Source organism: Mesorhizobium sophorae (assembly GCF_002270415.1).
GTDB classification, from domain to species: domain Bacteria; phylum Pseudomonadota; class Alphaproteobacteria; order Rhizobiales; family Rhizobiaceae; genus Mesorhizobium; species Mesorhizobium sophorae.
This window is the reverse complement of sequence record NZ_NNRI01000014.1, coordinates 51468-65120: the sequence shown is the minus strand read 5'-3', so window position 1 is coordinate 65120 and position 13653 is coordinate 51468. Positions and strand designations below refer to the sequence as shown.

Below are 13653 nucleotides of genomic sequence, written 5' to 3'. Positions count from 1 at the left end.
CATTCCTCGGCGGCCTCGTTGCCGCAGCCGGTCTCGGCACGCAACAGGCCCGCGCCGAGGGCAAGCCGGGCGGCACGGTGCGCGCAGGCGTGGCCACGCCGGGCGGCGCCATCGATCCCGTCACCTATTATGACAGCGGCAGCTACCAGCTGGTTTTCCAGACCGCCGAGTTTCTCTGCATCACCCAGGCGGACCTCACCTTGAAGCCGGTGCTGGCGGAAAGCTGGGCGCCGAACGAGGATGGCAGCGTCTGGACCTTCAAGCTGCGCAAAGGTGTGAAATTCCACAATGGCGAGGACTTCAAGGCCGACGACGTCGTCGCGACCTTCGACCGGCTGGCCGATCCGAGCGGCGCCTCGAACGCGCTGTCGGTGTTCAAGGGCCTGCTGTCGAAGGGCGGCACAAGGAAGGTCGACGACCATACCGTCGCCTTCCATCTCGACGCGCCGAACGGCAGCTTTCCCTATTCGGTGTCGATCGACAATTACAACGCCGTCATCCTGCCGGCGAGCTACAAGGGCGACTACGAAAAGACGTTCGAGGGCACCGGACCGTTCCGGCTGGAGACCTACACGCCGAAGGTCGGCGCGACCTTCGTACGCAACCCCGACTATTGGGGCGAGAAGGCGCTGCCGGACCGTCTCGAATTCAAGTTCTACGGCGACGTGCAGCCACGCATCCTGGCGCTGCAGGCCGGCGAGGTCGACATCCTCGACGCCGTTCCGCTCGACGTCAGCCAGGTCGTGCTGAACAGCCCCGACATCACGGTGCTGCGCGTCGCATCGACCGCGCATCGCCAGCTGCACATGCGCTGCGACACCGGCCCCTTCACCGACAAGCGCGTGCGCCAGGCGCTGGCATTGTGCATCGACCGCTCCAAGCTGGTCGATGGTCTGTGCCGCGGCATGGCGGCGACCGGCAATGACAGCCCGTTCGCGCCTGCCTTCCCGGCGACCGACAAGACGGTGCCGCAACGCGTCCAGGATATCGCCAAGGCCAAACAACTGCTCGAAGCGGCCGGCGTGGCCAGCGGCTTCGACATCACGCTGACGACGCTGCGTTATTCCGACATTCCCGGCTACGCGCAGCTGTTCCAGAACTTCGCCAAGGAAATCGGCGCCCGCATCGCGCTCAACATCGAGGACCAGGACAAGTACTACGGCAAGGCGGTGTTCGGCCAGTCGGACTGGCTGGACAGCCCGCTCGGCATCACCGACTACGCGCATCGCAGCGTGCCCAATGTCTTCCTCAAAAGCCCGCTGGTCAGCGACGGCCCCTGGAACGCGGCGCATTTCAAGAGCCCGGCCTATGACGGCATGGTCACCAGCTATCTGAAGGCGCTCGACATCGGCGCACAGCGCAGCGCCGCTTCCGACATCCAGAAACTGCTGCTCGACGAGACGCCGGTCATTTTCAGCTATTTCCCCGACCTGCTGGTGCCGGTGCGCAAGAATGTCAGCGGACTGCCGCCGATCGCCGCCGGGCTGCTGCTCGATCGCGTATCCATAGGCTGATCATGAACGTGATCGCCAAGACCAAGAACCGGGAGAGTACCATTCGCAAGCGTCATCTGCGCGGCCGCGGGCCGCATTTTCCGCTGCTCGACAGCATCACCCAATATGATTTCGAGCCGGGTTATGTCGCCTTCACCATGCCGACGCAGAAGCGGCTGCGGGTGCAGGTCGGGTCGATGATTGTCGCCGACACGGTCAACGCGCTGGTGCTCTACGAGTCCGACCACCTGCCGGTCTATTATTTCCCGATGAGCGACGTGCGCGAAGAGTTTCTCTTGCCGAGCACGACGACGACCGAGAGCCCGTTCAAGGGCGTGGCGACCCACTATTCGCTCAACACCGGCGTGACGCTGGTCGAGGACGCGGCCTGGCGCTACGCCGATCCGGTGAAAGGCAGCCCGCCGCTCGCCGACTACATGTCGTTCTACTGGAGCAAGATGGGCCACTGGTTCGAGGAGGACGAGGAGATCTTCGTGCACGCCCGCGATCCGTTCCGCCGCGTCGACTGCCTGCCGTCGTCGCGGCGCGTGCAGGTCATTCTCGACGGTGAGCAGGTCGCCGATTCACGCCGCGGCGTGTTCCTGTTCGAGACCGGCCATCCGGTGCGCCACTATCTGCCGATTTCCGATACGCGGCTCGATATGTTTGCGCCCAGCCGCTACATCTCGCGCTGCCCCTATAAGGGCATCTCCAACTATTATCACGTGACGACCAAGGCCAAGCGCCACGAGAACCTCGTCTGGTACTATCCCGAGCCGGTGCACGAGGCGGAACGCATCAAGGGGCTGGTCTGCTTCCACCACGAACTGGTCGACAAGATCCTGGTCGACGGCGTCGAAATCCCCAAGGAAGCCACGGCCGCGTCGGACGGCTATTTCTGAGCGATGCAGAGCGCTTGATCGGAGCACGGCTCAGCGCGTACCCTCTCTGAGGCAGGGAGGGCTATCGATGGATCTTTTCAAACTGGACGGCGATGTCGCGCTGGTCACCGGCGCCGGCAGCGGCATCGGCCAGGCAATCGCGATCGGACTGGCCGAGGCAGGCGCCGACGTCGCCTGTTTCGGCCATGCTTCGAAGGGCGGGTTGGACGAAACCGCTCACCGGATCACGGCGCTCGGCCGCAAGGCGCTGGTGCTGACCGGCACGGTGACATCGCAGAGCGATCTCGCGGCGGCGATCGATCGCGTCGAGAGCGAACTTGGTGCGCTGACCGTCGCCGTCAACAATGCCGGCATTGCCGGGTCGGAAGCGGCCGAGACGCTGTCTCTGGAGACATGGCAAAAGGTGCACGAGGTCAATGTCGCCGGCGTGTTCCTGTCCTGCCAAGCCGAAGCCCGCAAGATGCTGGCGCGGCGCAAGGGCTCGATCATCAACATCGCCTCGATGTCGGGCACCATCGTCAACCGGGGACTGACGCAGGCGCACTACAACTCCTCGAAAGCCGCCGTCATCCACATGTCGAAGAGCCTCGCCATGGAGTGGGCCGACCGCGGGCTGCGGGTCAATGTCGTCAGCCCTGGCTACACGCTGACGCCGATGAACAAGCGGCCGGAGGTGGCGGAAGAGGTCAAGATCTTCAAGCGCGACACGCCGATGGGGCGCATGGCGGCGCCGGAGGAAATGGTCGGGCCGACGGTGTTCCTGGCCAGCCGCGCGTCGAGCTTCGTCACCGGCCTCGACCTGATTGTCGATGGCGGCTACGTCTGCTGGTAGGATGGAAGATCTGGCGACCGGGCTCGGCTTCGCCTGTAGTCTGAAATTATGCGTCCCGCGGGCGTTAGTCGTTGCGCGACATGAACGTTGGTATATATACTTTCATCCTATGAAACGGTGCTGGCAAGATGGGGCTTGCCGGGCCGACAGCCGAGATCATGGGACCTTGATGGCTCGCACCTTGCAGGGCGCCGCAAGACTGGAAATTGATCCGCAGGTGATCGCTCCCGCAGCGATCCGTCGGCAGCCATGACGCTGACCCTCCAGTCCCATTCGACCATCACCAGAATTGAGCACCATCTTGCCTGCCTTGGCCAAAGCCAGGGCGACAATTCGGCGCCGACGGACTTGCGCAACGACCAGCCTTTCCAACACAATCAAGAAAAGCCGCAAGAAGGGAACGAACGATAATTTTCACAGCTTGAAGGAGAACAAGCATGTCATTTCGCAGCCAGATCTCGAAACTGTCGATGGGCGCCGTCGCGCTCGCGTCCCTAAGCCTGCTGACACCTTCCGCCCAAGCCGCAGCACCCGAATCCAACGACCCGATCAAGATCGCGCTGTTCGACTGGACCAGTGTCAACCTGAACGCCAAGATCCTCGGCGGCATCCTGGAAAAGCTTGGCTATAGCGTCGAATACCCGACCGCGGACTACCTCTCCAGCCTGACCACCGGCCTCACCAATGGCGACCTCGACGTCGGCCTTGAGTTCTGGGACACGACCGCCGGCGAAGCCATGAAAGCCTCCGACGCGACCGGCCAGACCGAACGGCTCGGCAAGCTCGGGCCCAAGGCCAAGGAAGAGTGGTGGTTTCCCGAGTACATGAAGGAAAAGTGCCCGGGCTTGCCAAATTGGGAAGCCCTGAAGGACCCGAAATGTGCCGAAGCATTTTCGACGGCGGAGACCGCACCGAAGGGTCGCTATCTCGGCGGCCCGGTGACCTGGGAAGGCTTTGACGACGAGCGTGTCGAGGCGCTGAAACTGCCCTTCACCGTCATCCATGCCGGCACCGACGCGGCGATGTTCGCCGAGTTGGACTCGGCCTACCAGCGCAAGGCGCCGATCATGCTGTGGATCTATTCGCCGCATTGGGCACCGGCCAAGTACAAGGGCGAATGGGTGCAGTTCCCCGAATACACACCCGAATGCTACAATGACCCGAAATGGGGCGTGAACCCGGACGCCAAATATGATTGCGGCAAGCCGCATGGCGAGATCTGGAAGTACTCCTGGTCCGGCATGAAGGACAAATGGCCGGTCGCCTACAAGGTGGCGAAGGCGTATACGATCGACACCGATGAGCTCAACAAGATGAGCGGCGAGATCGACCTCGGCGGCAAGACGCCGGAAGACGTCGCGGCCGCCTGGATCGCTGCCCACGAGGCAGATTGGAAAGCCTGGGCGCAGTGATTGTTCCGACTGGAGAGATGAGACCCGGCTGTTGATCGGCCGGGTCTCGATTCCTGATATTCCAGAAGGACGATTGGATGACGGATAGGACTGAACAGGCACCGACACAGCCGGGCAAGGATGCCCGCCCGATAAAGCTCGCCTGCCGCAATGTCTGGAAATTGTTCGGATCGAACGCGGCTAATTTCATCCGCGAGCGCGATGGCAAGGCCAGCATGGCCGACGTCACTGCCGCCGGGCTGGTTGGGGCCGTGCGGGCAGTCGACCTTGAAATCCGCCAGGGCGAGATCTTCATCATCATGGGCCTTTCAGGCTCCGGCAAGTCGACGCTGGTGCGCTGCATGTCGCGGCTGGTCGAGCCGACGCACGGCAAGGTCGAATTCGAAGGCAACGACCTGCTGAAAATCTCGGATGCGGCACTTATCGAATTGCGGCGCCACCGGATGGGCATGGTGTTCCAGAATTTTGCGCTCTTGCCGCATCTCAACGTGCTGGAAAACATCGCCTTTCCGCTCAGCATCCAGGGACAAGACCGGCCGACGCGCGAAGCGCGGGCGCGTGAGGTCATCGAGCTCGTCGGATTGCGTGGCCGCGAACATTTCTACCCGCGCGAGCTTTCCGGCGGCCAGCAGCAGCGTGTCGGCATCGCCCGCAGCCTCGCGACCAAACCGGAAATCTGGTTTCTCGATGAGCCGTTCTCGGCGCTCGACCCATTGATCCGCCGCGAGATGCAGGACGAGTTGATGCGGCTGCAGACCATGCTGCACAAGACCATCGTCTTCATCACCCATGATTTCGACGAAGCGATCCGGCTGGCCGACCGCATCGCCATCATGAAGGACGGCGAGGTCATCCAGATCGGCACGCCGGAAGAGCTGGTGGTCAACCCGGCGACCGACTATGTCGCCGAGTTCACCCGCGACGTCGACCGCGCCAAGGTGATCTCGGCGCGCAGCCTGATGCGCGCCTGCGACGGCACCGAGCATGGCGGAACCGTTGCGCCAGATGCCAAGATCGCAAGCTTTTCAGCGGAGATCGTATCCGCCGGCAAGCCGTTCGCGGTGGTCAACGGCACCGGCAAGCCGATCGGCGAGGTGACGCCGCAAGCGGTGATCGACCTGCTGGCCGGCATCGATCGTTCGAGGGCCGGCGCATGACGGTGACGGCTGGTGCCAGCGAAGCAAGGGCGCGTCCGGTTCAGGTCTGGCTGATCGTCTGGGCCTCGGCGCTTGCCGCCGTGCTTGTCGTGTTCCTGCTGCAGGACAGCCTGCCCTGGGCCGTCAATTATCCCGCCAGTGCAATCGTGCCGGTCGCCGACTGGGTCGGCGCCTTGATGGGCTGGATCAAGTCGAACCTGTCGTGGCTGACGCGCTCGATCACCGCGGTGCTCGGCGTGCCGCTCGACTTCGCGCTCAACCTGCTGGCCAAGAATTTCAAGATCGGTCACGGCGCCGACGCCTATGTCTTGCCGCGCCTATCCTGGGTCGGCGTCTGTGCCGCTGCCTTCCTTGCCGGGCATGCCGCCGGTGGCCGGAAGCTCGGCATGCTGGTCGGCGGGTGTTTCCTCTACATCGCACTGTTCGGCCAATGGACCAGCGCCATGCTGACGCTGGCGCTGATCTCCATCGCCGTGCCGTTCTGCATCGTCACCGGCCTGTTCGCCGGCATCTGGGCATGGCGCAAACCATGGGCGGAAAGGCTCATCGTCTCCCCTGCCCTTGACCTGATGCAGACGATCCCGACCTTTGCCTATCTGATCCCGATGCTGCTCCTGTTCGGCAACAGCCCGGTTTCGGCGATGATCGCGACCGCCATATTCGCCACGCCGCCTATGGTACGGGCGACGATGCTCGGCCTGTCGCGGGTGCCGTCCGAGATCGACGATTTCAGCGAGATGGCCGGCTGCACGGCGCGGCAGAAACTGTGGCGGGTGCTTTTGCCCTCGGCGCGGCCGACGCTGATGGTCGGCGTCAACCAAGTGATCATGCTGGCGCTGAACATGGTGATCATCGCTTCGATGATCGGCGCCGGCGGGCTCGGCTACGACGTGCTCTTGGCGCTGCGCGCGCTGAAGGTCGGCGAGGCGATGGAAGCCGGTCTCGCCATCGTCGCGCTGGCGATCGCGCTCGACCGGCTGAGCCAGGCGATCGCGCACAAGCAGGCAATGGGCCATGTTCATCGGGAAGTGAGCCCCAGTTTTTGGCGGCGCTATCCCAATTTGACGCTGGCGATCGCCATCCTTGTCGTCACCACGCTGCTCGGCCTGTTCGTGCCGGCCTTCGCGGCGGTGCCGAAGGCGATCACCTTCACCACCGCGCCGCTGTGGAAGGCAGCGGTGAACTGGATCACCATCAACTTCTTCGACACGATCGAGGCGTTTCGCGTGGCGCTGATCCTCAACGTGCTGAACCCGCTGCGCGCCTTCTGCGAAGGCTTTCCGTGGCTGGGCGCGGTGTGCCTGCTCGGCCTTGCCGGCTATCAGCTCTCCGGCCTGCGGCTCGCGGCCCTGGTTGCCGCACTCACCGCTTTCTGCGCCGTCACCGGGCTGTGGGAAAAGACCATGGCGACGGTCTATCTCTGCGGCATCTCGGCCTTTATCGCATGCCTGATCGGCATCCCCATTGGCCTGATGGCCTCACGCAGCGACCGTTTCGAGAAGATCGTCACGCCGATCATCGACACGCTGCAGGTGCTGCCATCCTTCTGCTTCATCATCCCGGTGGTGATGCTGTTCCGGGTCGGCGACGTCACCGCTATGATCGCCACGGTCGCCTTCGCCGTGGTGCCAGCCATCCGCTACACCAATCACGGCATCAGGCAGGTGCCACCGGCGCTGATCGAGGCTGCGAAGGTATCCGGCTGCACGCCGCGCCAGACCTTCTTTCGCGTGCAGCTTCCGCTGGCGCTGCCCGAAATCATGCTGGGCGTGAACCAGACGATCCTGATGGCGCTGGCGATGATCATCATCTGCGCCATGGTCGGCACCCGCGACCTCGGCCAGGAAGTGTTCATCGCGCTGTCCAAGGCCGATTCCGGCCGCGGCATCGTCGCCGGCCTCGCCATCGCCTTCATCGGCATCGTCGCCGACCGGCTGTTCAACTCCTGGACGGCGAAGGCGCGGGCAAGGCTGGGTTAGTCCAATTTGGTGCCGAATGTCTGAGCCAGGCGATCCGCCCTTTACCGTCCTCGTTTTCGACATGGCCAGAACCGGCGAGCCGGACAGCGAACATCTCGTCCCGGGCTTCGGCACGTTGGAGGCGGCGACGGCCTATGCCGTCGCGAGGGTTCGCGCCTCGGTGGAGGAATTGCGCAAGCCCGGCATCGCGGCCGCTGAGTTGCGCCAGCTCTGGCATCTCTACGGCGAAGACTGCTCGGTATTGAGCAATCCAGTGCGCGGCAGCGATCTTCTCGACGAGTTCATCGCAACGCCGGCGACGCCTGCCGAATGCGACTGGCAGGCGCTGGCGCCAAGGCTGCGCCGCTTCCGTGCCACCCTGTTGATCTCCAACGACAATGACGAGTCGGTCTGGGCCGGAGGCTTTTTCCGCGAGCCGTACAGGCTGTCGGGGCAAGGCCTGCTCGACCGGTTCCGTGACGACGCCATCGCCGCCTTCAATCGCAAGGGAATCGTGCCGGCGGTGCCGACCAAAATCCTTGTCGCCAATCATTTCGAGCTTCCCGACCCGCCGCATCCACTGCCAGGCGATATCAGGCCGCTGCGATGCTGGAAGATCGAGATCGAATTTGTCTGCCACGATGTGAAATTCGGCGCCAACGCCAACGGCATCTTCGCATGGCCCGAAGAGCCGGGCGGACCTGCCCTAGCCGCGATGACATTCCTGCTGATGGCAGACACGCTGGCACTGCGCGGCGATGGCCCCAACCTTGCGAACACCAGCGACGTGCTGTCGCTCAAGGTGACGGAGACCGACGCTCCGCCCGACTATCCGCTGGATTGAAGCCGGCGCGCCTCGCTACTCCGCCGCGACGCCTTTCACCTCGAGATAGCTCTCCATGGAATCATCCAGCGCCTGAAGCCAGGGCGTATGGTGCAGCGGCGCCATGGTGCCGGTCATCAGCGAGCGATAGGCGTGGTCGCGGAAGCTCATGATGTCTTCCCCCTTGTGGTGCTCCCATTCCATGAAGGTCTTGTTGACCGCCTCGACGTCGAAGCCTGGATAATCGGTTTGGTCCATCAATTCCTTGGTGTAGTCGCCCTGGAACCAGATCATCTGCTCGGCGTCTTCCAGCGTTTCCTCGCGCGCCCGCCATTTTGCGCCGTGCGCGGCCATCGCCTCGGCCGACGGCAATTTGATACGGCCCATGATGACGTCGCGGGCGAACCAGGCCTGCGCGTCGAACATGTTGAAGGTGTAGAACTGATCCTGCATGCCGATGAAGGACAGCTTCGGGTTCTTCTCCCAGACGATGCCCTCATAGAGCCCGTCCGGCCACATGCGGTTGGCGGTCTTGAGCTTCAGATCCTCGGTGAGGAAAGGGAAGGAGTGGAGATAGCCGGTGCACAGGATGATGGCATCGACATCCTTGGTGCTGCCGTCCTTGAAATGGGCGGTCTTGCCGACGACCTTTTGCAGCAGCGGCACCTCTTTCCAGTTCTCCGGCCATTTGAAACCCATCGGCTTCGAACGATAGCTGGAGGTGATCGATTTGGCGCCGTATTTGTAGCACTGCGAACCGATGTCCTCGGCCGAATAGGAGCGGCCGATGATCAGGATGTCCTTGCCTTTGAATTCCATGGCGTCGCGGAAATCATGGCTGTGCAGGATGCGGCCGTTGAAGGTCGAAAATCCCTCGAAATAGGGCACGTTGGGCACCGAGAAATGCCCGGAGGCGACGACGACATTGTCGAACTCTTCCGAATAGGTGATGTCGTTGGTGCGGTCATGCGCGGTGACGGTGAATTTCTTCGTCGTCTCGGAGAAGGTCACCATGCGCACCGGGCTGTTGACGCGCACCCATTTGCGCACGCCAGATTTCTCGACGCGGCCCTTGATGTAATCCCACAGCACGGCGCGCGGCGGATAGGAGCCGATCGGCCGGCCGAAATGCTCCTCGAACGTGTAGTCGGCGAACTCCAGGCATTCCTTCGGTCCGTTCGACCAGAGGTAGCGGTACATCGAGCCGTGCACGGGATCGCCATGCTCGTCGAGGCCGGTGCGCCAGGTGTAGTTCCACAGGCCGCCCCAGTCGGACTGCTTTTCGAAGCAGACGATCTCGGGAATGTCGGCGCCCTTGTCGGCGGCCGACTTGAAGGCCCTGAGCTGTGCCAGGCCGGACGGCCCGGCTCCGATAACGGCAACGCGACTTTTCATTGCAGGCCTCCCGATCTGATTTCGACTTTTTGTTTGACGCAATCCCGGACGGAAAACCGTTTCACACTTTTCCTGGAATTGCTCTTACGAAACAAATTTCACTCACAGGACAGTAATTGGCCCGTTCGTGCTGTCAACAGTTCCTGTGTCGAAACAGCGTTTCAGCTGTGAGGATTTCGCGCAAAACCTCGCGCGACCAAACACGGGATCGGGTGCATGCGCCTTCAGGCGACTTGCCGTCGCGGTTGCGCTCATGTATCGGCACCTGACATGTTCACCTAGAGTGAAATAAATCCGCAGAGTCCGAGGGCGACATGGCGAACAAGATTTCCGATCCCAAGCCTGGTGCCGGCCATGCCGGCGCAAAGACCAAGCCGCTGCCCAAGGTTTCGTCGGACGGCAAGACCATCCGGGCGCCGCTGACGCAGAACCCGCACGCCATTCGCGACACCCGCGAAAAAGTGCTGGAGGTCGCGATCGGCCGCGAGGTGCGGGCGTTCCGCAAGAAGCTCGGCATCACCGTCGCCGATCTGGCGGTCGCCACGGACATTTCGCTGGGCATGCTGTCGAAGATCGAGAACGGCATCACCTCGCCGTCGCTGACCACCTTGCAGGCGCTGTCGCGGGCGCTCGGCGTTCCGGTCACCGCCTTCTTCCGCCGCTTCGAGGAGGAGCGCAGCGCCGTCTTCGTCAAGGCCGGCGAAGGGCTCGACGTCGAACGTCGTGGCACGCGCGCCGGTCACCAGTACAATCTGCTCGGCCATATCGGCTCCAACACCAGCGGCGTCGTCGTCGAACCCTATTTGATCACGCTGACCGAGGATTCGGACGTGTTCCCAACCTTCCAGCATGAGGGCATGGAGTTTCTCTATATGCTCGAAGGCGAGGTCGTCTACCGGCACGGCAGCAACCTCTATCCGATGAAGCCCGGCGACAGCCTGTTCTTCGACGCGGACGCGCCGCACGGGCCCGAACAGCTGACACAGCTGCCGATGCGCTACCTCTCGATCATCTGCTATCCGCAGAACAGCGCGGGTTAGTAAGGCCCGAAGCCCGGCGATGTCGGGCTGCCGTCGTCGAGCTTCGACAGCCACTCGACCAGTGTCGGGCGATAGCGCGTCAGGCCCTTGTAGTTGGCGAGTTCGTCCGGAAGGTCTCGGATGACGCGGTGCAGGCGGCGTGCCCATTTCGGCTGCGTCACCAGTTCGTCCATCTTGATCAGATAGCAGCGAATCGGAAAGACGATGCCGTTCGAGCGCGGCAGCCGCCAGAAACTCTGCAACTCGACGCGCAGGTGCACCTTGTCGCCGACATTCTCCGGCGTCACCGTGGTCCGGTCCGGACCCCATTTGTGATAATTTTCCGGGCTGGTATCGAGGCGCGGATTGATGGTCATCGTCCAGTTCAGGCGCCGCGCCGGCTTGCCTTGCTGGATGTTGGTGAGGAATTTCAGCGCCCGGGTGAAAATCCCCTTTTCATGCGCCAGCGGCACCGGCGCGTGCCATTCGAAGAAGTTCATGCCGATGTCGAAGTCGAGCGACCAGTCGGCCTGGGTGGTGACCATGCCGGCATCCATCCACAGATTGCCGTCGCGCTGGTCGAGGATGCAGAAATCGCCCTGGCTCTGCCGGGTGATGTACTCCATCGGCCCGTAGGGCAGCGTCGAGGTGTCGCCGAAGGTGAAGGTATCGTCGATGCCGAGCGGCCGGTTGATCCAGCGCCAGCGATCGCCGTCGCGGGTCAGCGTGAAATGCTCGGGATAGCCCTGCGCCTGCTGCTCCATCAGGAGTTCCAGCAGGTCCCAGCCGGCCAGCGTCATGTGCGGCAGCGACTGGCATCGTAGCGGATCTTCGGCCAGCACCATCGCACGGTCCTGCATCTCGGCGACATAGTGCTCGTCGACGTCGATCAGGTTTTCCAGCACGCTGCCCTTGGGTCCGACGACATGCGGCTCGATGTTGACCGCATACATGTAGGCGTCTTCGTGGAACGGAAACGGGAACCGCCGGATGTGCTCCGGGCTGTTCCTGAAGGTGAAATCGTCGCGGAACGTTTCGTTGCGAAAGGTGATTCCCAAGATCGCCTCCTATCTTTCCAGCACCAGCGACCGGCCCTCGAAGCGCGACACGCACGGCATGATCTTGCAGCCCGAGCGGTGGTCTTCCTCGCTCAGCCAGTGGTCGTTGTGGATGAACTTGCCGTCATACGAGATGACATTGGTTTCGCACTGACCGCAGACGCCACCACGGCACAGATAAGGCGGGTCGACGCCGGCCGCCTCGATCGCTTCGAGTACGCTCTGCTGTTCATCGACCCTGATCGTCTTGCCAGTTACGGCAAGCGTCACGTCGAACGGCAGGCCGGGCTGGGGCGCCGCGAAATGCTCGAAATGCACGGTTTCGGACGGCCAGCCCAGGGTGGCAGCGCGCTCACGCACCCAGTTGATCATGCCGGCCGGACCGCAGACATAGAGATGCGTGCCGAGCGGTTGCGACGACAACAGCCGGTCGAGCTCGATGCGCTCGTCAAGGTCGTCATGATAGAGCCTGACCCGGCGATCGTAACGCTCGCGCAGCAGATCGGCATAAGTGCCGAGCGAAGCGGTGCGGCAGGTGTAGTGCAGTTCGAAATTGCCGCCTTCCGCCGCCAGCTGCGCGGTCTGCGCCATGAAAGGCGTGATGCCGATGCCGCCGGCCAGCATCAGGTGCTTTCTGGCGCGCAGGTCGAGCGAGAACAAATTGACCGGATAGCTGACCACCATCTCATGGCCAGGCCGGACATTCCTGTGCATGAACAGCGAGCCGCCACGGCCGACATCGTCGCGGCGCACGCTGATCGTGTATTCGCGCGTGTCGAGCGGCGAGCCCATCAGCGAATAGGGATTGAGCCGGGTGCGCTCGCCGTCGCGCATCTCGACCACGACATGGGCGCCGCCGGAAAAGGTCGGCAAGAGCTGGCCGTCGCGGCGGCGGAAATGGAAGCGGGTGACCAGGTCATTGACCGGGACCACATCGCTGACCACGACATCGAGTTTTGTCGTTCCGGTGCTCATCGAAAAATCTCCTCCATCGGAGGAATCTCGCTGCGATCCTCGGCATTGATGCAGACACCCTGGAACGCCGCGATGCGCCTGGAATAATGGTCGCGCACCAGAAGCAGCAGGCCGCAATGCGCGCAGGTCGCCGGCTGCGTCGTCACGTTCTCGGTGATGCCCTTGCAATGCACGCACTGCATGCGCCGTGCCAGCGAGCCGCGATGCTCGGTCTGGATCGAGGTGTGATCGATGCCGGCTTCAAGGGCGGCCTGCATCGCCTGGCCGATCAGGCCTTCGGTGCCGGAGAGATAGAGGCGCAGGCCCATATGCGCATTGGCCAACGTCTGCCTGAGCCGCGGCAGCAGGCTGGCAAAGGACGGCGCCTCATGAAACTGCGCCGGCTTCAGCGCTTCGAGCGCGGCAACGTGTTTGCGGTCAGGGCCAGGGATGAAGACGATTTCGGCCCCGTCGAAAAACCCTGGCGGGGTCCGCTCGGCCATCTCCCCTATAGCCAGCGCGCCCTCCGCATCTGCAACGAAAAGATGGTGCTTGCCGGGCTGTGGAGACAGCGTTCCGTAAACGGGCCGGCTGATGATGCTTTTGGCTGCCATTTAAGTCTTCGTGCCTCGAACCCCTCGCTGTTGATT

12 protein-coding genes are annotated in these 13653 nt (G+C 63.0%); 8 read left to right on the top strand and 4 right to left on the bottom strand.

Annotated elements, in window-relative coordinates:
* From CGZ66_RS22810 to CGZ66_RS22780, 7 genes are all read left to right on the top strand, one after another.
* A partial coding sequence (locus CGZ66_RS22810) for an ABC transporter substrate-binding protein (RefSeq protein WP_095088256.1) occupies window positions 1-1514 on the top strand: 1514 nt, incomplete at its 5' end.
* A 2-nt stretch (window positions 1515-1516) separates the two neighbouring features.
* On the top strand, window positions 1517-2395 hold the full coding sequence (locus CGZ66_RS22805) for a DUF427 domain-containing protein (RefSeq protein ID WP_095088254.1): 879 nt from the start codon (window positions 1517-1519) through the stop codon (window positions 2393-2395).
* 67 nt (window positions 2396-2462) lie between these two features.
* Window positions 2463-3227, top strand: a complete 765-nt coding sequence (locus tag CGZ66_RS22800) for an SDR family oxidoreductase (RefSeq protein ID WP_095088252.1) — start codon at window positions 2463-2465, stop codon at window positions 3225-3227.
* 437 nt (window positions 3228-3664) lie between these two features.
* Window positions 3665-4639, top strand: coding sequence for an ABC transporter substrate-binding protein (locus CGZ66_RS22795; RefSeq protein ID WP_095088250.1), 975 nt, complete (start codon window positions 3665-3667; stop codon window positions 4637-4639).
* 77 nt (window positions 4640-4716) lie between these two features.
* Entirely contained in the window at window positions 4717-5796 is a 1080-nt protein-coding gene (locus CGZ66_RS22790) for a quaternary amine ABC transporter ATP-binding protein (protein ID WP_095088248.1), read from the top strand.
* Window positions 5793-7775, top strand: a complete 1983-nt coding sequence (locus CGZ66_RS22785) for an ABC transporter permease (RefSeq protein ID WP_095088246.1) — start codon at window positions 5793-5795, stop codon at window positions 7773-7775. The genes CGZ66_RS22790 and CGZ66_RS22785 overlap by 4 nt, the downstream gene beginning before the upstream one ends.
* A 16-nt stretch (window positions 7776-7791) precedes the next feature.
* Window positions 7792-8598: a hypothetical protein gene (locus CGZ66_RS22780; RefSeq protein ID WP_095088244.1), complete on the top strand. Its 807-nt coding sequence runs from the start codon at window positions 7792-7794 to the stop codon at window positions 8596-8598.
* 15 nt (window positions 8599-8613) lie between these two features.
* Here the strand turns inward: CGZ66_RS22780 and CGZ66_RS22775 are convergent, their stop codons facing one another.
* Window positions 8614-9972 (bottom strand): NAD(P)-binding domain-containing protein, encoded by a 1359-nt coding sequence (locus tag CGZ66_RS22775; RefSeq protein ID WP_095088242.1) that lies wholly within the window; start codon window positions 9970-9972, stop codon window positions 8614-8616.
* A 314-nt stretch (window positions 9973-10286) separates the two neighbouring features.
* Here CGZ66_RS22775 and CGZ66_RS22770 point away from each other — a divergent pair, with 314 nt between their 5' ends.
* On the top strand, window positions 10287-11012 hold the full coding sequence (locus CGZ66_RS22770) for a helix-turn-helix domain-containing protein (protein ID WP_095088240.1): 726 nt from the start codon (window positions 10287-10289) through the stop codon (window positions 11010-11012).
* Here CGZ66_RS22770 and CGZ66_RS22765 read toward each other — a convergent pair.
* From CGZ66_RS22765 to CGZ66_RS22755, 3 genes are read right to left on the bottom strand one after another with little or no spacing between them, the layout of a single operon-like run.
* Window positions 11009-12049, bottom strand: a complete 1041-nt coding sequence (locus tag CGZ66_RS22765) for a heme-dependent oxidative N-demethylase family protein (RefSeq protein ID WP_095088238.1) — start codon at window positions 12047-12049, stop codon at window positions 11009-11011. The two genes, CGZ66_RS22770 and CGZ66_RS22765, sit on opposite strands and share 4 nt — an antisense overlap.
* Window positions 12050-12058: 9 nt before the next feature.
* Window positions 12059-13024 (bottom strand): PDR/VanB family oxidoreductase, encoded by a 966-nt coding sequence (locus CGZ66_RS22760; protein WP_095088236.1) that lies wholly within the window; start codon window positions 13022-13024, stop codon window positions 12059-12061.
* Window positions 13021-13617: a dimethylamine monooxygenase subunit DmmA family protein gene (locus tag CGZ66_RS22755; RefSeq protein ID WP_095088233.1), complete on the bottom strand. Its 597-nt coding sequence runs from the start codon at window positions 13615-13617 to the stop codon at window positions 13021-13023. The genes CGZ66_RS22760 and CGZ66_RS22755 overlap by 4 nt, the downstream gene beginning before the upstream one ends.
* Between the last annotated feature and the right edge of the window lie 36 nt (window positions 13618-13653).

Excerpts from the sequence above, each read along its gene's own strand:
- CGZ66_RS22760 (WP_095088236.1), bottom strand. The coding sequence starts at position 13,024 with ATGAGCACCGGAACGACAAAACTCGATGTCGTGGTCAGCGATGTGGTC.
- CGZ66_RS22755 (WP_095088233.1), bottom strand. The coding sequence starts at position 13,617 with ATGGCAGCCAAAAGCATCATCAGCCGGCCCGTTTACGGAACGCTGTCT.
- CGZ66_RS22770 (WP_095088240.1), top strand. The coding sequence starts at position 10,287 with ATGGCGAACAAGATTTCCGATCCCAAGCCTGGTGCCGGCCATGCCGGC.
- CGZ66_RS22790 (WP_095088248.1), top strand. The coding sequence starts at position 4,717 with ATGACGGATAGGACTGAACAGGCACCGACACAGCCGGGCAAGGATGCC.
- CGZ66_RS22775 (WP_095088242.1), bottom strand. The coding sequence starts at position 9,972 with ATGAAAAGTCGCGTTGCCGTTATCGGAGCCGGGCCGTCCGGCCTGGCA.
- CGZ66_RS22800 (WP_095088252.1), top strand. The coding sequence starts at position 2,463 with ATGGATCTTTTCAAACTGGACGGCGATGTCGCGCTGGTCACCGGCGCC.
- CGZ66_RS22805 (WP_095088254.1), top strand. The coding sequence starts at position 1,517 with ATGAACGTGATCGCCAAGACCAAGAACCGGGAGAGTACCATTCGCAAG.
- CGZ66_RS22795 (WP_095088250.1), top strand. The coding sequence starts at position 3,665 with ATGTCATTTCGCAGCCAGATCTCGAAACTGTCGATGGGCGCCGTCGCG.
- CGZ66_RS22780 (WP_095088244.1), top strand. The coding sequence starts at position 7,792 with ATGTCTGAGCCAGGCGATCCGCCCTTTACCGTCCTCGTTTTCGACATG.
- CGZ66_RS22785 (WP_095088246.1), top strand. The coding sequence starts at position 5,793 with ATGACGGTGACGGCTGGTGCCAGCGAAGCAAGGGCGCGTCCGGTTCAG.